Annotated in this window: 18 protein-coding genes and 1 pseudogene; 3 read left to right on the top strand and 16 right to left on the bottom strand. The window is 41.0% G+C overall.

All coding sequences use genetic code 11. The features are described 5' to 3' along the window. Positions 1-179: 179 nt before the first annotated feature. The 5 genes from V7K45_RS15315 to V7K45_RS15335 all read right to left on the bottom strand — a co-directional run bounded on the left by V7K45_RS15315 (position 180) and on the right by V7K45_RS15335 (position 6,052). On the bottom strand, positions 180-1,631 hold the full coding sequence (locus V7K45_RS15315; protein ID WP_335004921.1) for a glycoside hydrolase 100 family protein: 1,452 nt from the start codon (positions 1,629-1,631) through the stop codon (positions 180-182). Between the two features lie 663 nt (positions 1,632-2,294). Then, entirely contained in the window at positions 2,295-2,912 is a 618-nt protein-coding gene (locus V7K45_RS15320) for a Uma2 family endonuclease (protein WP_335004781.1), read from the bottom strand. Between the two features lie 57 nt (positions 2,913-2,969). After that, positions 2,970-4,709: a DnaJ domain-containing protein gene (locus V7K45_RS15325; RefSeq protein WP_335004783.1), complete on the bottom strand. Its 1,740-nt coding sequence runs from the start codon at positions 4,707-4,709 to the stop codon at positions 2,970-2,972. 168 nt (positions 4,710-4,877) lie between these two features. After that, complete coding sequence (locus V7K45_RS15330) at positions 4,878-5,246, bottom strand: HNH endonuclease (protein ID WP_322744023.1); 369 nt, start codon at positions 5,244-5,246, stop codon at positions 4,878-4,880. 2 nt (positions 5,247-5,248) lie between these two features. Continuing rightward, positions 5,249-6,052, bottom strand: a complete 804-nt coding sequence (locus V7K45_RS15335; RefSeq protein ID WP_194046522.1) for a PspA/IM30 family protein — start codon at positions 6,050-6,052, stop codon at positions 5,249-5,251. A 183-nt stretch (positions 6,053-6,235) separates the two neighbouring features. Between V7K45_RS15335 and V7K45_RS32995 the strand changes: the two are divergent. Further along, positions 6,236-6,375 (top strand): annotated as a pseudogene (locus V7K45_RS32995) (Coenzyme F420 hydrogenase/dehydrogenase, beta subunit C-terminal domain); the annotation flags it as partial. A 199-nt stretch (positions 6,376-6,574) separates the two neighbouring features. Here V7K45_RS32995 and V7K45_RS15340 read toward each other — a convergent pair. After that, complete coding sequence (locus V7K45_RS15340; protein WP_335004786.1) at positions 6,575-6,808, bottom strand: hypothetical protein; 234 nt, start codon at positions 6,806-6,808, stop codon at positions 6,575-6,577. A 401-nt stretch (positions 6,809-7,209) separates the two neighbouring features. On the opposite strand from V7K45_RS15340, the gene V7K45_RS15345 reads away from it, so the two are divergent. Continuing rightward, entirely contained in the window at positions 7,210-8,895 is a 1,686-nt protein-coding gene (locus tag V7K45_RS15345) for a SulP family inorganic anion transporter (RefSeq protein WP_335004788.1), read from the top strand. A 325-nt stretch (positions 8,896-9,220) separates the two neighbouring features. Here the strand turns inward: V7K45_RS15345 and V7K45_RS15350 are convergent, their stop codons facing one another. From V7K45_RS15350 to V7K45_RS15360, 3 genes are all read right to left on the bottom strand, one after another. Further along, positions 9,221-9,847, bottom strand: a complete 627-nt coding sequence (locus tag V7K45_RS15350; protein WP_335004790.1) for a pentapeptide repeat-containing protein — start codon at positions 9,845-9,847, stop codon at positions 9,221-9,223. Between the two features lie 229 nt (positions 9,848-10,076). Further along, on the bottom strand, positions 10,077-10,751 hold the full coding sequence (locus V7K45_RS15355) for a cadmium resistance transporter (RefSeq protein WP_335004792.1): 675 nt from the start codon (positions 10,749-10,751) through the stop codon (positions 10,077-10,079). 478 nt (positions 10,752-11,229) lie between these two features. Continuing rightward, entirely contained in the window at positions 11,230-11,544 is a 315-nt protein-coding gene (locus tag V7K45_RS15360; protein ID WP_335004794.1) for a hypothetical protein, read from the bottom strand. Between the two features lie 80 nt (positions 11,545-11,624). On the opposite strand from V7K45_RS15360, the gene V7K45_RS15365 reads away from it, so the two are divergent. Then, positions 11,625-12,065: a Crp/Fnr family transcriptional regulator gene (locus V7K45_RS15365; protein ID WP_069074674.1), complete on the top strand. Its 441-nt coding sequence runs from the start codon at positions 11,625-11,627 to the stop codon at positions 12,063-12,065. 126 nt (positions 12,066-12,191) lie between these two features. Here the strand turns inward: V7K45_RS15365 and psb35 are convergent, their stop codons facing one another. From psb35 to cobA, 7 genes are all read right to left on the bottom strand, one after another. Then, a complete protein-coding gene (gene psb35 / locus V7K45_RS15370; RefSeq protein WP_335004796.1) occupies positions 12,192-12,419 on the bottom strand; it encodes a photosystem II assembly protein Psb35 in 228 nt (75 codons plus the stop codon). Between the two features lie 183 nt (positions 12,420-12,602). Then, positions 12,603-13,592: a D-alanine--D-alanine ligase family protein gene (locus V7K45_RS15375; RefSeq protein ID WP_335004798.1), complete on the bottom strand. Its 990-nt coding sequence runs from the start codon at positions 13,590-13,592 to the stop codon at positions 12,603-12,605. Between the two features lie 90 nt (positions 13,593-13,682). Next, positions 13,683-14,069 (bottom strand): SET domain-containing protein, encoded by a 387-nt coding sequence (locus V7K45_RS15380; protein ID WP_335004800.1) that lies wholly within the window; start codon positions 14,067-14,069, stop codon positions 13,683-13,685. A 243-nt stretch (positions 14,070-14,312) separates the two neighbouring features. Beyond that, the gene (locus V7K45_RS15385; RefSeq protein ID WP_335004802.1) at positions 14,313-15,473 is read right to left on the bottom strand and encodes a KamA family radical SAM protein; all 1,161 of its coding nucleotides are present in this window, start codon (positions 15,471-15,473) and stop codon (positions 14,313-14,315) included. A gap of 421 nt (positions 15,474-15,894) precedes the next feature. After that, the gene (locus tag V7K45_RS15390) at positions 15,895-16,200 is read right to left on the bottom strand and encodes a hypothetical protein (protein WP_335004804.1); all 306 of its coding nucleotides are present in this window, start codon (positions 16,198-16,200) and stop codon (positions 15,895-15,897) included. Between the two features lie 241 nt (positions 16,201-16,441). Then, positions 16,442-17,044, bottom strand: a complete 603-nt coding sequence (gene coaE, locus V7K45_RS15395) for a dephospho-CoA kinase (RefSeq protein WP_335004806.1) — start codon at positions 17,042-17,044, stop codon at positions 16,442-16,444. Between the two features lie 81 nt (positions 17,045-17,125). Then, positions 17,126-18,715, bottom strand: coding sequence for a uroporphyrinogen-III C-methyltransferase (gene cobA, locus V7K45_RS15400; RefSeq protein ID WP_335004808.1), 1,590 nt, complete (start codon positions 18,713-18,715; stop codon positions 17,126-17,128). Between the last annotated feature and the right edge of the window lie 49 nt (positions 18,716-18,764).

Genomic DNA, 18,764 nt, shown 5'->3' on the forward strand with positions numbered 1-18,764 from the left:
TAACTCCCAACTCTGCCAATTTTAGATTTTGAATTTTGGATTTTGGATTGAAGTAAAAATCTAAAATCTAAAATCCAAAATTGAATAACTCCTAACTCTATCAATTTTAGATTTGAATTTGGATTGAAGTAAAAATCTAAAATCCAAAATCTAAAATCTAAAATTGAATAACTTCCCTATCAAGTCATATATGGGTCTACACTGGCAATTTCAAACTCACACGCTCTAGAAACTTGTTCTGCGGGTAATTTTCCAAAGCTGATTAATGGTAAATATGTGTGGTTTGCCATCAGTTCTTTTGCTAATAAGAACCCAGTGATTGTCCAAGTTTGATATTTCCGAGCTTGTTTCCCAATCAGTCGCCCTTTTTTCCCATCGTAATACTCTGGCCATTCATCTGTACTGAGGCGTCCTTGGGCAGTTTCAATCGCCTTTTGTGCAAGATTTGTTCTATTAGTTTTTACCGCCGCCGCCGCCAACATCCACATTAAAACAGGCCAACTACCAGCATTATGATACGACCAAGGTATATTTTTGGGGTCACATCCAGTCACAATTCTGTATTCTTCATGTTCCAAAGCTGGGAAACAAATTTTCATTGGCATATCTCCCACCAAATCATCCCATCGTTCCTCAATGAGAGTCATAATCGCTTGTGATTGTTCTTCGGTGGCTAAGTCGGAAATGATTGCCATTAAGTTTCCGAGTGAAAAGAAGCGAGTATCTAGCTGCGATGGGCCAACATTACCTGCTAGATAACCACCTTTTTTTGGTAGCCACTTGTCCAATTCATAATAAGGAACAGAATCTACATATATGTTGAATAGATTAACAGCAGCCTTGCCATATTCTTCACTTTTAAAGCGATAAATTGCATTCAGACGATTAATATCTATCCAATAATGCTGGCGAATATGAGCGCATAAAAGAGGCAAACGGTTATCAATGGCTTCAACAATATCAGAATTACCTTGACAAATTAGCAGTTCACGAGATGCACGCAATGCCGTGTAAAAGAGGACTTGTAATTCTAAAGGATGTCCATAAATGCCCATACGACGGTCAATCATACAAGCGCCATCTGGAACCAACAGCGTTGGGTACATATCAAAACGATTCGCCAAACAGATTTCCATGATTAACCTGATCCCATTTTGGAATTCAGGTTGATAGGCGAGAGAAAAATCTTTTGTGGAGACTACATAAGCGCGCAATAAAATAATCCACCATAGGCAAGAATCTACAGGTGTAACTCTAGCGATCGCATGTTCTCCAAAGTCGGCTTCTAAATATTCTTGCCCATTTTCTGATACTACTTTAAAGCTAGCTGGGATTAATCCTCTTCCTGGCTTATAGGCATCTAATGCCTTTTCTTTAGGCTGTAACTTTAAGGTTTCTTCTAAGAAATTACGAACAATATCGCTTCTACCTTTAATCAGAAAAATTAGAGCTGAAGAGACAAAATCTCGGATAAAGCACTGGTCATAATTGAGCGCTTCTACAGAAGCATCATAAGCCGCTACTGTTCCAACAGGGCGACCTTGATAATAGAGAATTGATTTTTCTAGTGCTAGCCATGCTTCTTCGACTTCTTTTAAATTCTCAGTAGTTTCCAATTCGTTTATGTACATTGCCAGAATAACTCCATAAGGATTGTGAATTTGTGGTAGATGTGTCTTCATTTATTATTTTTGCTATTCTCAGCATAACAAAAACGATTCTTTGAATAGCAAAGATAATTGGGCAAAAAAATAATCAACTAACAAGAAATAAATTTGCATAAATATTAGCAGATTTATTGTTAGTTAATTGCTTGTAATCTATTACTATTTTGGTGAATTCTAGTTGTTGCTCTCCACCGCAAGTAGTAACATGATTCCTAAAAACAGTCACATAAGATATATTTTTAGATTATTTATTGTTCCCTTGTCTGTCCAGAATCTTTGCTTTACCAAACAAAAACATATCTTCAGTGCTGTTTAGGCTTTGTGTGAAGTTCAAACTGGTTGCAGTGTATTTACTTGAGCAGGATTAGTTTTTGACACTAATAAGTCAGGTTATTCCCCTATTATCTAATAATTTATAATGTTTTTTCAGAATATGCAAGATGAATTCTCAAATTTTTTAATATGTCAATACTTCTCAAGGGTTAAATATCTTACTCTGCTGACACATGATACGGGAAGTTTATCGGAGTGCGTCAAAAATAATCAAGAGTGCTAAGTCGCAATACCGCCCATAATGTGCAGAGAATATACTCAGTACATAAGTACTCAGTATTAGCACAATGTTCATTACTGTTCTCCCGAAGCAGCCTTAAACACTTGTTCAGCAGTTAGATTTAGCTCTGTTAAAGTTGGTGATTGAATTTGATCATTACCACAAAACCGAGTTACTTGGTACTCGCCTTCTACTAATCTGTAAACTGATATTGCTGGTTGTTTGGGATTGCCAATAAACCGTTTTCCACCAAGAGCAGCATAGTCAACAATCCAATATTCTAAAATCCCAATTTCCTCATATTCCGCAAATTTTAGAAAGTAATCATCTCGCCAATTTGTACTCACAACTTCTACTACTAATGGAATTGATGCCGCTTGAGTAACTGTTGATGATTTTTTCCAAAGTGGTTCATTAATTAAGTTAGGGATATTCAATACCAGCACATCTGGAATATAACCAGATTTTTTATCAACAGATTTGATTAATGCTTGAGCAGGAATCGAATAAGCTAGGTTAAACCTGCGAATTTCAAAATTGAGTTCTCTAATTAGAAATGCTCTAACTAACTCATGTTCCCCTGTCGGCTGTATTTCAACTATTGCTCTTTTATGTAATTCATATCTGCCTTTTTCCGGTTTGAATTCTACGAATTCTTCAAAATTTATCGACTCTACTAAATGTTGAAACATGACACTATTTCCTCAAAGATTATTCATATTTTGACTAGCATGGATAAACTGCTAACTTTATATTACCTGCTGTTGGAATTCTTTATAAGCTCGATTAATTGCTTGCATTGAGGCTTTTGCGATCGCAGAACTATTAACATCAGGATGATACAATCTTGCTAATCGGCGGTAGGCAATTTTAACAACATTGGGGCGATCGCTCTGATTTACGCCTAAGACTTCCCACCATTCCCCGGATAATTTAGAGTCGAGAGTAAATTGACTCCAAATCTTGATGCTTCCACCATTAGCGCCGCTTACTAGCGTTTTACCATCAGGGCTGAAAGCAACGGGATTACACCCGGAAAGATTTTGTAGTAGTTCCCCAGTGGGGAGCTTCCAAAGTTTGATTGTACCGTCTCTGCTGGCACTGGCGAGGGTTTTTCCATCAGGGCTAATGGCAACGGACAAAACCGCCGTTGAGTGTCCAGTCAGAGTAGAAATTAATTCTCCAGTTGGGAGATTCCACAGTTTAATTGTGGTGTCTGTACTACCACTAATAAGAGTTTGACTATTAAAACTGATGGCGACTGTATTTACTGCACCCAAATGTTCGCTGAGAATGTAGCATTGTTCCCAAGTTTTGGTATCCCAAAGCTTAATAGTTTGATCTGCGCTACCACTTGCAATAATTTTACCATCAGGACTAATGGCGACAGATAAAACTGCATCTGAGTGTCCATTCAAAGTACGTTTTACTGTTCCCGTGTAGCGTCCCCAAATTCTAATCGTCTTATCGGCAGCACCACTTGCAAGAATTGCCCCATCAGGACTGTAGGCTACTGAGTTAACAAAACCATTATGACTATAGCTAGAGTTTAAATAAAAGTATGTTTGGAAAAATTTTTTTGTGTCTATCTGCCAACTGCTGATTTTGCGATCTACACTACCGCTTGCAATTTGCTGTCCATCAGGACTGATTGCAACAGATAAAACTGCTTCTGCTTGTCCAGAGAATGTATAAAACCATTTTCCGGTTTTCAAGTTCCACAAATTAACTTGTCTGTCATCACTGCCACTGATTAAGGTAGTACCATCAGGACTGATTGCGATCGCATTAACTGCCGCTAAGTGTCCTTTGAGTATGCGTACACATCTCCAGGTTTCAGGTAGCTGCGTTGTCAGAGATATTTTTTCTGGTTCAATATTGGGAGTAGAAGCTTTAGGCGTAACAAATTCTGATTTTTTTTTGAATTCAGCTTTAAGTGCTTGTAACTCATTTTCAACTTCCAAAACAGCAAATTTTTGGTTGAGATCATCACCCGATAAAAATGCTTCTAATTCCATCACTGCTTCGGAATAGTAGCCCATCTGTAAAACTTTCTCTTCCATCCGCTCAAAAAGCTGTGCTGGAGTTTCGCTAACTTCCGATTCGTCTAACAGTTTGGCAATACCATAGGCGGCGAGTCCGACTACTGCACCAATTCCTGCCATCGGTACTGCACCAATACCAAATGCTAGCCCTACTTTCGGTGCGACTAAACCCATACCACCGACGACGCTATAAACACCTGCACCGCCGACTGCGCCAATTCCCATTGTAGCGAAGGCAACTGCATCTCCTTCGGCTATGGCTTTAAAAGCGCCATAAGCAGCTGCACCAGCCACAGCACCAGCACCGACTACAGGAGTTGCACCAATGCCAACTGCACCAAATCCACCTGCTAGTCCCATCCCGCCTACTGTTGCGGAAACACCAGCACCTGCTATAGTTCCGCCTGCAATAAATGCTACACCTGTTTTAGAGTTTTGTGTCACTGGTTTTTGTTTTTGAAGAGGAATAAATTAGAAGAAAGAAGGCAAAGTACGATCGGGTTTTTATCCTTTCTGAGTTGAGATAAAGTCTTTTTAGAATAGCAAATACCCTCCAGTAAATTCACTGAAGGGCTATCTATAATCTTTGACGGAAATTTATATCCTTTATATTCAGCTACTTGCACCTTTGCCACGATTGCACTCGAAGCACAGCGTTTGCAAGTTACTAATGTCGTTAGTGCCTCCTTTAGAAAATGGCTCTTTATGATCAACTTCTAGCGTGACTTCTGGTGGACTTTTTCCACAAGAAACACATTTATGACCATCTCTTCGCAGAACTGTAAAACGAACTGATAGGGGAATATGACGCGATCGCTTTTTTGCTTCCTGCTTGGGTTGAGATTGGGATTTGGTAAAAGCTGTTTTTTTAATCTCTGTCTTCTTGGCTTTCGCAGGCTTTGGCTCATTCACTAGAACGGCAAAATTCCGAATCATCCCTCGTACCAGTTTTTGGAATTCATTAGGAGCCTTTTTTGCCATTGTTAAACCCACCCATAGCTTGAGCTTGCTTCTGTTTTAATTTGGGCAGTTGTTCTTTCTATAAACCTTAAGTCACTTTTGAGATTATCTATTATTGTTATTAGCTGATTAAGCTGATTTTCAAGGGTATCAGCAGTTTGCTGGTGAGTATACTTACGAGTCAAGGCTTCACGAGCCAAATCCTCACGTTCTTTTTTCATAGCTAATACAGCTATTCGATACCAAGTTTGGACTTCCTTTTGAGCTTGCTTGTAATTTATTTGCACCCTTTCTTTGCTAGCTTTAACATAATGAATGTTGTGCACTATGCTTAGTCGTGTTTGGTTGAGGGATTCAATAACTTTCTTTGGGTCATTAGTATCTTGACCTCCATCAAGAAGCCTCAATAAACCATAAGCACCAAGTCCAACTACTGCACCAGCCGCAGCAACAGGAACCATACCAATGCTAAAGCCGCTTCCGGCTGCAAGTAACCCCATATTTCCAACAGTGGCAGAAACTCCAGCACCACCAACCGCTCCTAGTCCTGCCGCACCCAAAACCAAGGGATCTCGGTTTTCTATTCCCTTCTTAGTCCCATAAGCAGCCATACCAGCAACTGCTCCTGTAGCCATCAAGTGAGGCGCACCAATACCAATAGCTGTTCCTGCGGCTGCTAATCCCATGCCACCAACGGTTTGAGAAACGACAGCACCAGCCGCTGTTCCTCCAGCAATAAACACTGCGCCTTCTCCGTAATTGAAATTACCTGCCATGTCGTTCAGGTTTGCCCTGATTATGCGGCTGATGCGATCGCCTAGTCCCATAATGTTTCTCTCTTCTAGATACTACTTAGATTAAAGTAGTAAATTATACTATGTTCAAGTTTAAACAAAGTACGCTTTTGCTGCCTCGTAATAATCAATGAAATCTTACTTTCTGTTCTTAAATTTTGTGTAAAGTGCAGCCTTCTGCTATCTTAAGTTTTGAGATAACAAATTGCGTTTAACATGACCTCAGTTTATCCTCACAAAAAAGCCAGAGCTTTAAAAGCTACTAGCCGTCGCCCTGCTAAAGAACTCTGTAGCGATCTCTGACTGTCTATATATACTATATTCATTATGTCAAGCAAGCCTGCGCTTTTATTAATTAGCAAATTGGCGAACTTGAACAAAAAACTTACACGCGATCCAAAAAAGCTTAACAAGCAAGTTATTCCACAGAAATATCGATGCTATTTTGGTGCGATCGCACTCTCTATGACATGATGATTTTGTGCGATTCCGACAAACAGCTTTGTTAACTCATTACCAAAGAATCGTAACTAATCCTGATGCGGTTATATATTACTATAACCAGTCTAAGCTGTCTTCGGTATCTCTATGAAATTCAGTAATTTTAAAATCGTTTTCTGTTGATTGTTTATGCCCAAAAAACATACCAAACCGCATTATCTGCTTTTGGATTTGATATTTTTCGGGTTCTAAAAAAGTTACAATAACACGGCTTTCTGATACATCAGATGGTAACTCTAAAAGTTGTATATTACCGTTCTTGTACACTCCTTCAATCGATTGCAACATTAGTATTTACCAAATTTGTACTCATGTAAATTATAAAGTTAATACTAAAAAGATGCTGATTTGCTTAAAAACATCAAATTTTTAGGCTGCACTGACGCTAGCTACTACCGTGCCTTACTTCCTCATGTTCGAGCTTATCTGCCAAAACACGCAGAGCTTTAAACCTACCGGCCATCGCCCTGCTAAAGAAACTCTGTAGCGATCGCCATCTTTATATACACTTACTATATCCATTATGTCAAGTAAACCTGCGCTTTTATTAATCAGTAAATAGGCGAACTTGAACCAAAACCCATACGCAATCAGGGAATTTTCGACAATCCTGATGAAATCTACCGAAAAGATGGAATAACATTTGTGTGTGCTTCAGCAAATTGTGTATAAGAGTTGAAAATGACGATATGGCAACATCTAATATCCTCAAAGAACCACAGATTTTGCGGCTGGGTAGCTTGTTTAGTGGACTGCGTGGCGATTTGACGGGAGGGCTAACAGCAGCAGTGGTGGCATTGCCTTTGGCTTTAGCCTTTGCGGTAGCCAGTGGTGTAGAACCAAAGGCGGGACTTTACACCGCGATTGTGGCGGGAATTGTCGCCGCAATTTTTGGTGGTTCCTCAGTACAGATTACAGGGCCAACAGGTGCAATGGCTGTAGTTTTGGTGGGAATTGTCGCCAAGTACGGGCTTGAGAAAGTTTGGATTGCTGGGGTGATGGCTGGAATTATCCAAATTGCCTTGGGGGTTGCCAAACTGGGACAGTTAGTCAAGTTTATTCCCTATCCAGTAACGGCAGGTTTTACTAATGGTATTGCCGTAATTATTTTTTGTGGTCAGTTAAATAATTTCTTTGGTTTAAAATTACCGCGTAGCGAACATTTTTTGCCGGGACTTTGGCAAAGTCTAACTCATGTAGAAGCTCTTAATTGGGCAGCAGTTGCCTTAGCAGTTGTGGTGATTGCAACTAATCTTTTGTGGCCCAGAATCAATACCACAATACCAGGTTCTTTAGTGGGACTGGTGTTAGCAACTGCGATCGCTTCTGCTTTCCATCTGAATGTACCAACAATTGGCACAATTCCTCAATCTTTACCGATGCCTCAAGGTATTCCCCACTGGAATGATTTTAGTGTGATTCGAGAATTAATTAATCCAGCTTTGGCTTTAGCTGCACTGGGAAGTATTGAATCGTTGCTATCGGCGGTAGTGGCTGATGGGATGACGGTTAGCGAGAAACATAATAGCGATCGCGAATTAATTGGTCAAGGTTTGGCTAATATGATTGTGCCATTTTTTGGTGGTATTCCTGCCACAGGTGCGATCGCTCGGACTGCTGTAAATGTCCGTTCTGGCGGTAAAACTAGACTATCTGGGGTAATTCACGGTGTTGCTTTAGCGATTATTGTTTTAACTTTAGCGCCCCTAGCAGCACAGATACCTTTAGCAGCACTTGCTGGGATTCTGATGGTGGTTAGCCTACGGATGGTTGAGTGGGAAGCCATTGGTTTATTGATGCGTGCTACCTACTCCGACTTTGCGGTGATGATTCTCACTTGGCTAGTGACAATCTTGTTTGACTTAGTTCTCGCTGTCGAAGTGGGATTGATTGCAGCCGGAGCATTGTTCATCAAACGCATGAGCGAATTGAGCCTAGCCAAAATACCTGAAACCGAAGTATTTCCCCCTGGTACTCCTTTGGAATTAGGTAAGGAAATTGCCGTTTATCGTGTAGATGGCCCAGTATTTTTTGGTGCTGCTGAACGATTTGCTACCTTCCTCCGCGATGAACCGGAAGTAAAATATTTAATTCTCCGGTTGCGGTTTGTACCAAATATGGACACAACTGGATTAGTAGCTTTAGAAGATATTTATCATGACTTGGAACGGCACAATTGCCGCTTAATTCTCACAGGTTTACAACCTGAAGTCCAACAACTACTAGAACGTACAGGATTGTTAGAAACAATTGGGTTATCAAATTGTTTTGAAACAACTACAGAGGCAATTTGCTCTATTTCTCCTCAGATTGCATGTTCTCAACCTGTAGCGGCTAATTTGAAAACAAAAGAATTGATGGAATTAAATGACTGATAATACAGCAGAATTCAGAAGTAATATCATGTCCGCTTGATTACTTATTAAACCCGAAGAACCCCACCCCCGCCAAAGCTACGCTTTGTCTCCCCTCCCGAAGAGCGGGGAGGGGCTGGGGGTGGGGTGCAATGACTGTGGTTAGCATAACTAATTATGCGGACATGATATCACAAGCGATATGATATAAAACACGCTTTATATCATTAAGTGGCAAAGGAAGCGATCGCGGCGACCTTATAAATATTAAAATAAAGCCTGTATTCATTATTGAATCAGGCTTTTAAGGTTTTTTAGGAAATTTGTACGGAGAACTTCAGTTTAATTACCGAATAGCAAATCCCTCTGGTCTGATTGCATCTTCCAAATCAACGCCCATCAGGTTAGCTCCCTGAATGTTTGCATTTGTCAGATTCGTCTTCTCAAAGTCTGCGTTCTGTAGGTTAGCTGTTTGCAGGTTTGCTCCCAAAAGGTTGGCTTTTTCTAAGTCTGCATCAAATAGGTTTGCTCCCACTAGGTTTGCTCCCCAAAGGTTTACCTTGCCTAAATCTGCTCCTTGAAAGTTAGCCCCTTGTAAGTTTGTTTGTTGTAGGTTAGCCCTTTCTAAGTCTGCATTTTGTAAGTTAGCACCTTCCAAGTTTGCTGCTTGCAGGTTTACATCCTTTAAGATTGCCCCAGCCAGATTACAACCAACACATTCATTGGTTTGTAATAAATGTCTAACGTTATCTGCTACAGACACTATTGGGGGTACAACCGGAGATATTACTGGTGCTGTTACAGGCTCCATTGGTGATTCAACTGGAGCTAGTTCAGATTCCGTAGGTATGGATGGTGTTAGTGTTTGCGCTCTAGCGCTGGGCTGGATAAGCAGAGTAAATCCCGCGACAACTACCAGAAATACTGCTTTTACGAGCCACTGAGTTAATTTTTTAGAGTTTAATTGATTCATTAGTTCCTTCATAATCTGCTTCCTATTGGTAGAGTTGCTTTTATAAGAGCCATCGATAATGTGCTTTATTCTCACTTTAGATAAGTTGATTGATAAGAGCAAATATTATTGTTATTCATATTGATAAATTTAAGTGATTAACAAATTTTTTGGGATGGGAAACTATCGCTGATTTTTTTGCTTACACTCAGGGACATAGCACCCATCAAGAATTGCGATCGCCTCATACCTAATTCCCAAGCATTGCCAGACTAGGTAAAAGTCGATATGTTTCACTTTTAATTAAGATAGAGAGTCCCAAGTAAATTAAGATAAAGGGGAAGATTTTGCGACCATAGCGAGTTAAAACCGGAGTCATCAGAGGATTACGAGTCAGGTTGTAAGAGAGTAAGCACCACATCCCAACAGTGCAATAGCAAACACAGACGATTACGCCCAAACTTGGAAGATTGCTACTGGCAAACAACGGTACATAAATTCCAATGTTGTTTCCTCCATTGGCAATGGTGACAGCAGAAACACGGTAAGTTTGCGGATCGCGGATGGTTGCTAATAGTGATTTCTTCTGGCGTGCAGATTTTACAGGAGAGGTTAAGTCAATTGACACCGCTTGCACTGTCTCTCCCTCTTCTTCTCGACTGATGAGATTACTGATACCAATGGTGATGGGAAGTAAACCTAGTAAACCAATCCAGGTGCTGGGAATAATCAGACCACCGAAGAAACCAGGGAGACTAGCACATACTAAAGTAGTAAATCCCAGAAATTCACCGAGAACAATATGCTTAGGACGAAAGCTACGATTGACTTTTCCGAAGAAAGCTGTCAAATATAAGTTGTCGTCAAAGGTAGTTGCAAAAGCGACAGAGATTCCAATCAATACTGTACTAATTAGCCAAGCCATAATTGTTGCTCACAGTAATTCAATGCTGTTTGTCTTAGTCCTTTCTGCTTCTCGATGTGAGGGCAGGTTAGGAGATTTTGTGACTGTTTTTCTAACGACAACCGAGCGATATTCGTTATTTATCAGCCAATTACCCAATTTTTAGAGGCATCGCCTCCAATCAAATTGGTGATTGTTTTCTCAGCAAGGTACCTTGGGAGCTCATGAAGTCAATATTATGGCTTTCAGCCAAATAAGAGCAAATACTCTTGTTTTTTAAAATGATAAATAAAAGTGATTGACAATTTCACTATATATTTTGGGCTTTCACCCATTCACACTTATGAGCGGAAAAGGGAAAGAAAAACCTCTAATACCAATTTGAAAAATAGACCTCTTGGCATTTGTGCTTTTTGCATTCTTGGGGAAAAGGGTAAAGGTTAAAGGGGAAGGGGACAATACAGAACTTTTTCCCCTTTTCCCGACTTATGCAAGAAGTCTAATGATTGCGACAGATGGATTCACACCAAGCCAGACGTACCAAGGTAATTCCCAATCCAAAATCTAAAATCGTTCGACTGAGCGACTTGCCTTGAGCGAAGTCGAAAGGAGCCGAAGTCCAAAATCTAAAATGGTATAACCTTTTCCCTAAACTAAATTCTGAGTTCAAAATCCACAAAACGAGTAGTATTGAATACTGAGCTATTGTTTGAGAAACTTCTAGGCGTAGTTTACCGCCGTAGGCATCGCTCTGATTGAAGAGAACCCTTGTCAGATGGTAAATAAAGGCTCGGATATCCTTGACGGCTAGCATTCAACATCGGTAATATGACTAATCGCCCTCTGACTTCAGTTTTGAGATGTTCAGTAATGTTGGATTTGTAACTTGTAATTATGCTAACCAGTGTTGACCGTTTATTATTTGTCCGGCGAGTCCCGATTTTTAAGGAATTGCGGGATGATTTTATTGTGCGGCTCACTTCAGTGATGAACGAATTGTCATTCCCAGCTAATTACACCATCTTTCGACAGGGAGAAGAAGGGCGATCGCTCTATATTGTCGTCTCCGGTCGAGTTAAAGTTCACATTGGGAATAAACAGTTGGCAGAGGTGGAACAGGGAAAATATTTTGGTGAGATGGCAGTATTCGATACTCAACCTCGATCTGCTACTGCCACGACTCTAGAACCTTGTGAATTTTTAGAACTGACGCAAGAGCAACTATATGATGCGATCGAAGAAACTCCCGAAATTGCGGTGAATATCATTCGTGAGTTATCCCGTCTAATTCGCAGATTGAACGACGATATGAATGTAACCTCTTTGCGGAGTTAATATACAAATATAGAGACGTAGTAGTGCTACGTCTCTACAAGGCTTCTGGATAATGTAAAATGTGGTTCAAAATAAATGAAAGCTGCTGTAAGTTTGATTATTAAACTCAGCACTCATCACTGCTTATTATTTAGGTTCACCCAGACCTGGAGTTTCTTCTTTATCAACTTTAGGCACAAAATCAGGACGTTCTTTGCTTTCCCAACCTGCGGGGCGTTTCGAGTTGTACCAAGCTATTGACCCAATGGTGACAGCGGCAACAAAACCAACGACATACACCAAGGTAAAAGCAACAGGAAAATGAGGGCCAGCATCTATAGCTGGTGCTGCTGTTTGCATAAATAATAAATTCATGAGTATATTCTCCACAGTTAGGTAACACTATTGAACACCCTATAAGATGAGCGTATCACCTAACATCCCTCTGTAGTTTAGTTTGAGCAACTTCATATTGCATAAAAAAGGGCAGAGGCGAGGGGGAAGTCGCTGACTGGTGTAGGTTTGTTGCACTTGTCAGCCTGCCCCACTGCCTCTTGTTCAGCATTTATATCTTTGCCATGCAGACTCGACTATTTCGGCAATGATTTCTGTATATGTCACACCACCCAAACGTCCCATAATTGGCAAGTCTGAGCGGATATGATGTAACCCTGGCAATGGGTTAACCTCCATAAACTGCAACACACCGCTAGGATCGCAGCGTAGATCCACGCGCGCAGCATCACGGCAACCAAGAGTATGGTAAGCATCCAGCGCCAGTTGCCTTGCCTGTGCTGCCAGTGGTTCGGGATCTATGAGCAAACGATAAGATACCCGTTCCAAATACTGATCTTTATTGAGGGTGGTGTAGGCGAAAGCTTCTGCTTGTCCTGTAAAACTTACTTCCATTACACCTACTACGCGTGAGTTACTACCATTGCCAATAATGCCTACTGTCACTTCTCTACCAGGAAGGAAGGTTTCCACGAGTATTGGTTGCTGAAAAAGTTCGTGTAACGCTTGATAAGCATTTACTAGCTCCTCGCGTTCTTTGACAAGAGAACGCCCAGTTACCCCTTTAGAACTGCCTTCCGCCATAGGCTTAAGAAAAAGTGGCATTGGCAGCGACACAACTGCTGCTTCTGCGGTAGTATTCACAACCTCGAAAGAAGCTGTCGGCAAACCGCGATCGCGCACTACTCTCTTAGTTAGTGCCTTATCTAATGTCAGGGCGCAGGTAAGCGCATCGGAAAAGGTGTAAGCTTGAGCGAATAATTCGCAAATTGCCGGGACTTGAGCTTCACGAGAGCGACCCTTTAAACCCTCAGCAATATTGAAAACTAGATCCCAGCGATCGCCTTTTGCCAAACGCAGAGCAAGTTGTCTACCATTACCGACACGTTCAACCTGATGACCTAACTGCAATAGTGCATCTTCTAGCCCGATGATAGTTTCTTCATCGTCGAACTCCATCACCTCAGAGGCACTGAAACCAGCCTGAAGATAGTCCACCTTAAGGTCATAACATAGACCAATAAATAACCCCATAGCCCTATAATTCCCAGTGAGAAAGCTTTCTCTGTTAGCTTTAACGTACAAATCAAATATCTTAATTAAGGAATTCCAATTATTAAATCCTTAATTAAGTGAAAATATTTCATCAACAACATCAAACCATATAGGAGATTTATCATCAGGAGAACCGTTGTAGTTGGCAGTGATTTCTTCTCCCGCTTCTATATCTCGATAGGCAATCAGATCCAACTCTCGGTCAGCGAATTTTTTCACATAATAAGTATTGGGATGGTAGGAATGGTTGATTAAGGAAGATAAACCTAGAGCGATCGCCGCAGCTTTATCTTCCCAATCGTAGTAATAGTTGCCTAAAATCGTTTTATCTAAGAATTCAACTTGTTCTGCGGGTATAACAACGACTGGCACTCTCTCAATGAGTTCTCCTTTCAAAAAATGCTTCTGTGCGAAGACACCTCGACCTTTTAGGTTTGTATTACCAACAATCAACATTCCAACTAATCTCCTGCGATTACTTAGTTTTTTGGTTTGCCAAGAACTCAACACAACCTATTAGTTCGCCAAGTGAACTTGGCGGGGTAAAGGGTAAGGGGGAAGGGGGAAAGGGTTTAAATCCCTTAACCTTTCTCCTTTTCCGTTTCCCCAGTCCTCACTTAGCATTTTTGGGTTGGCAGACTACTATTCCAACTGGCCCTTTTTGATGATGGCGATCGACTCGCGTACAAATGTATAGTGTTAGTCCTGCTCTACCGGATCTACATAGGTGTACGTCTGACCTGCCCAATTTCGTACTGTAGCTGTACCATTCTCATAAGCAACTAGAGTCTCAGCTTGAATTGGGACTTTGCCACCACCGCCAGGGGCATCAATTACATAGGTTGGTACAGCGTAGCCAGTAGTATGACCGCGTAATTTAGAAATTAAATCAAGCCCAGTTTGCACACTTGTTCGCAGATGTGCAGTCCCAACAACTGGGTCGCATTGATAAAGATAATAAGGTCGCACACGCAGCTTAAGAAGACCGTGAAACAGATTCTTTAGGGCTTTTTCAGAATCATTCACACCTTTTAACAGCACGGTTTGACTGCCTAGAGGAATGCCGCCATCAGCTAGGCGATCGCAAGCTTGTGCGACTTCTGGGGTCAGTTCCCGCACATGACAAAAATGCACAGATAGCCAGACACGATGTTTACGAAGCAAGGCAACCAGTTCTGGTGTAATTCGCTGCGGTAAAAAACTCGGCACGCGGGAACCAATACGGATAAATTCAATATGCTTAATGGCACGCAGCCGCCTAAGCAAATTGTCTAAAGGTTCATCAGCCATCAATAGAGGATCGCCACCGGAAATTAGCACATCACGGATCTCGGTGTGTTCCTCCAAGTAAGCGGCGATCGCATCCAACCGTCGCGTTACTGGGTACATCTCACCTTGGCTCACCAAACGAGAGCGGGTGCAGTAACGACAATAAGCGGCACAACTATCTAGGGCAAGCAGCAACACTCGGTCAGGATAGCGGTGTACGAGTCCTGGTACTGGAGTGTCGCCATCCTCACCGCATGGATCTACCATGTCTGTTGGACTAACTATTAGTTCTTCTTGTCGTGGTATCACTTGTAACCGTAGTGGGCAAAGGGGATCTTCTGGATCGAGTAGCGATGCAAAGTATGGAGTTACGGCTACAGCAAACTTCTCTGGTGCAATTAAAAGTCCCTGTTCTTCGGTAGCACTAAGCCTTAATAACTTCTGAAAGTGTTCCAGCTTAGTCAACCGATGCCGCATTTGCCAGCGCCAATCGTTCCAGTGTTCTTGGTTGTAAGTCTCTCCCAAAATCTGACAAATTTCTTCACACCGAATATCAGTTACTAGAGGATCTAGAGTAATGTTTTTGATCATGATTAGACCGAAATTAAGCTGAGAATAATAAACCAATCACAGCCTAATAGAGTGCGGCGCAAATCCAGCTACCATCTCAATTAAGCAAGCAGACAAGTAGGGGCAATTCATTAATTACCCCTACTCAAGTCCCTTGTTAAAGGTAAGCAAATTTCTGTCACAGTGTATTAGTATGTTTACTTAGATTTTTAGTTAAAATAAAAAAATTTACTTTCCAGTTTACGATAAGTATTTTTCTATACAAAATATACTTATGCTGCGATCGTAGCGATCGCTCAACGTACAACTTGTGTAGATAATGCAGCCAGCTACGTCACATTTGATTACTGTTGGACGATCGCGATTGTGCCAAGAAGACGATATCTCTAAATTCTGAACTGTATTGAACTCTAGAATTGAAGCAATCGGTTAATTTTAATATTTAGTCATTCGGTATTTGCTTGAGTAAAGCTATCCACATATCAGATGGAGCCGAGTAATAATCAATTTCTTCAACTTGATATTGATAAGATTCACAACCTTCTCGTAAAATAATGCGATCGCAAGCTTTAACGCTTTTACCTACTCCAGTCATGTACCCGATTGTTCCTTCATTGAGGCGCTCAAATATGTAGTCGCCTCCAAAAACTTGTTGTCTGTAATCATGGATTTTATTCTTTTGTTTTAATTCTGTTACTGGAGAGATAACCAGAGCTAATTTATTTAAAAAACTAAAACTTAAGTTCATACCTGTTATGATTGAAGAGAAGGCACTTAAAAACATTTAAAAAATCGAACTTATAATTTATTTAAAAGTCATTCTTTTAAATTTACAGTACTATTAAACGCAAATTCAACTGTAAAATCACCTAACTGTTGGACAATATTTGGTGAAATATAAGTTTTTTGCTTAACTATCTAGTATTAATTAATAAGCTTTTTATGTCTTGAAAATGTCATATATGTATATATTTTAATATCAATATAATTTAGTCACTACTTGTCGTAGCTAGAGCTACATCTATCTGCTTCAGTAGTATTTCTAGGGTAGAAGAGTTATCTAAAACGACATCTGCATGAGCCACTTTTTCTTCAATGGATAATTGGCTGTTAATCCTGGCTCGTGCCTGTTCTGTATTTAAATGGTTTCGTTGTATCAATCTTTGTAGTTGTTGCTCTTGAGAACAACGCACTACCCAGATTTCTGTTACCAAATCAGTCATCCCAGCTTCAAATAATAGAGGCACTACTAACACCAGTATTTGTGACGAAGACTGAGCAATTGCTTTGAGAAAGCGATCGCGCACATCAGGATGAATCAAATTGTCTATCCAGTTGCGTTCATCTTGACGATTAAAGATAATTTCACCTAACTTTTGGCGGTTAAGGCTGCCATCTGGTAGTAAAATTTGTTCGCCATAACGTTGAGCGATCGCACCCAAAATAGGCGAACCTAAAGATACTGCCTCTCTAGCATAAATATCTGCATCCAAAATCGGCAGGTTATAAGTGCTAGCTAAATAATTAGTGACAGTGGTTTTGCCTGTGGCAATACCTCCAGTTAAGCCGATTATACGTTTTGCATTAGTCATTAGTCATTTGTCAGGAATTATTATTCTCTCCTGCTCCTTGGTCACTGAGCGTAGCCGAAGTGCTGCTCCCCTGCTCCCCATCTACGAATTTGTCGCCCATACGATCAGTGCTTGGGTTAAACCATCTAAAGTGTATTCTTCGGCTTCTACATCCACACGTCCGAATAAATCATGGCAAGTTTTAGAGGTTTGGGGGCCGATAGAGGCAATACAAACTCCCTCTAATAATTGGCTAGGATTAGAGTTGTTGGAAAATATACTATTAGTAAGTTGACAGAAAAATTGTACAGTTTTAGAACTGGCAAAGGTGATTGCATCTACCTTGCGGTTTTGGAGAGCTAACTTTGCCGCAGGTGGAATACTACTAGGACAACAAGATTGATATGCCGCAACTTCTATCACCTTTGCTCCCTTGAGAGTTAATTCCTTAACTAAAACTTCTCTGCCGCCGCTTTCAACTCTGGGAAATAACACTTTTTTACCATCTAATTTATCTGGGAAATTTTCCACTAAAGAATCGGCAACAAAGTTGGGGGGAATAAAATCTGCTTGCAGAGAGCGTTGTTTGAGACTTTGGGCTGTTTTCTCACCAACGACGGCAATTTTGATGCCAGCTAAGGCACGGCTATCTTTACCTTGGGTAGTTAGCCTTTCAAAAAAGTAGTCTATGCCATTGGTAGAAGTAAGAATTAACCAGTCGAAGTCAGATAAATGAGCGATCGCATTATCCAAAGCTTCCCAACTGGAGGGGGGGCCGATTTCTAAGGTAGGCATTTCGATGACGGTTGCACCTGATGCAATGAGGCGATCGCTAAATTGACTCGATTGGCCAACTGAACGTGTCACCAAAATCATTTTACCAGTAAGGGGAGATAGGGGGAAATTGCTTGACATAACAGGGGGGCTAAAAGTTTTGGCTGTAGTCGAAACCTGACAATCTATTTTCTCAGGTTGTAAGTACTTGCGTAGCCCAACAACTTCGCCAATCACAATTACCGCCGGAGAAAGGGATAATCCGGCGGTAAGTTCTAGAATATTACCCAGTTGCGCCGTCCAAATTTGTTGATCGGGAGTTCCTGCCCAACGGATGATGGCAATGGGTGTTAAGTGCGATCGCCCATGCTGCACCAGTCGATCTACAATCTCTCGTAGATGTCGCCCTCCCATCAAAATTACCAGTGTCTCTAACCGTGACAGCGCCTCCCAGTCTAAAACCTCTGGTTCGTGAGCTGTAAGCACTGCAAAAGTGCGGCTTAACACCGGATCTGTTAGGGGAATTCCTGCTAACAAAGGTGCTGCAAGGGCTGAGGAAATTCCTGGTACTAGTTCAAAATCACAACCGGATGCTTTCAACGCTTCAATTTCGGAAGTGCAACGCCCAAAAATTAACGGATCGCCTGATTTGAGCCGTATAACTTGTTTTCCTAAGAGACAGTGCTTTACCAGTAACTTGTTAATCTGTGCTTGGCTTGTACTGGGTTTGCCACCGCGTTTACCGACATCCAACTTCAGACAATCATCTGGTACGCACTGCAATAATTGAGCATCTACTAAAGCATCGTAAACTAACACCTGAGCAGCAGCTAAAAGATTGTAAGCTTTTACTGTCAGATATGCTACATCTCCAGGCCCAGCACCTACGAGGTAGACTTTGCCTCTGTCATTTGTCATTTGTCATTTGTCATTGGGCATTGATCAATAATTAATAATTCTTCTTCCT

Source organism: Nostoc sp. (genome assembly GCF_036917375.1).
GTDB lineage: Bacteria > Cyanobacteriota > Cyanobacteriia > Cyanobacteriales > Nostocaceae > Nostoc.

Coding starts and splice junctions, on each gene's coding strand:
- V7K45_RS15315 (WP_335004921.1), bottom strand. CDS start 1,631: ATGTACATAAACGAATTGGAAACTACTGAGAATTTAAAAGAAGTCGAA.
- V7K45_RS15320 (WP_335004781.1), bottom strand. CDS start 2,912: ATGTTTCAACATTTAGTAGAGTCGATAAATTTTGAAGAATTCGTAGAA.
- V7K45_RS15330 (WP_322744023.1), bottom strand. CDS start 5,246: ATGGCAAAAAAGGCTCCTAATGAATTCCAAAAACTGGTACGAGGGATG.
- V7K45_RS15335 (WP_194046522.1), bottom strand. CDS start 6,052: ATGGGACTAGGCGATCGCATCAGCCGCATAATCAGGGCAAACCTGAAC.
- V7K45_RS15340 (WP_335004786.1), bottom strand. CDS start 6,808: ATGTTGCAATCGATTGAAGGAGTGTACAAGAACGGTAATATACAACTT.
- V7K45_RS15345 (WP_335004788.1), top strand. CDS start 7,210: ATGGCAACATCTAATATCCTCAAAGAACCACAGATTTTGCGGCTGGGT.
- V7K45_RS15350 (WP_335004790.1), bottom strand. CDS start 9,847: ATGAATCAATTAAACTCTAAAAAATTAACTCAGTGGCTCGTAAAAGCA.
- V7K45_RS15355 (WP_335004792.1), bottom strand. CDS start 10,751: ATGGCTTGGCTAATTAGTACAGTATTGATTGGAATCTCTGTCGCTTTT.
- V7K45_RS15360 (WP_335004794.1), bottom strand. CDS start 11,544: ATGCTAGCCGTCAAGGATATCCGAGCCTTTATTTACCATCTGACAAGG.
- V7K45_RS15365 (WP_069074674.1), top strand. CDS start 11,625: ATGCTAACCAGTGTTGACCGTTTATTATTTGTCCGGCGAGTCCCGATT.
- psb35 (WP_335004796.1), bottom strand. CDS start 12,419: ATGAATTTATTATTTATGCAAACAGCAGCACCAGCTATAGATGCTGGC.
- V7K45_RS15375 (WP_335004798.1), bottom strand. CDS start 13,592: ATGGGGTTATTTATTGGTCTATGTTATGACCTTAAGGTGGACTATCTT.
- V7K45_RS15380 (WP_335004800.1), bottom strand. CDS start 14,069: ATGTTGATTGTTGGTAATACAAACCTAAAAGGTCGAGGTGTCTTCGCA.
- V7K45_RS15385 (WP_335004802.1), bottom strand. CDS start 15,473: ATGATCAAAAACATTACTCTAGATCCTCTAGTAACTGATATTCGGTGT.
- V7K45_RS15390 (WP_335004804.1), bottom strand. CDS start 16,200: ATGAACTTAAGTTTTAGTTTTTTAAATAAATTAGCTCTGGTTATCTCT.
- coaE (WP_335004806.1), bottom strand. CDS start 17,044: ATGACTAATGCAAAACGTATAATCGGCTTAACTGGAGGTATTGCCACA.
- cobA (WP_335004808.1), bottom strand. CDS start 18,715: ATGACAAATGACAGAGGCAAAGTCTACCTCGTAGGTGCTGGGCCTGGA.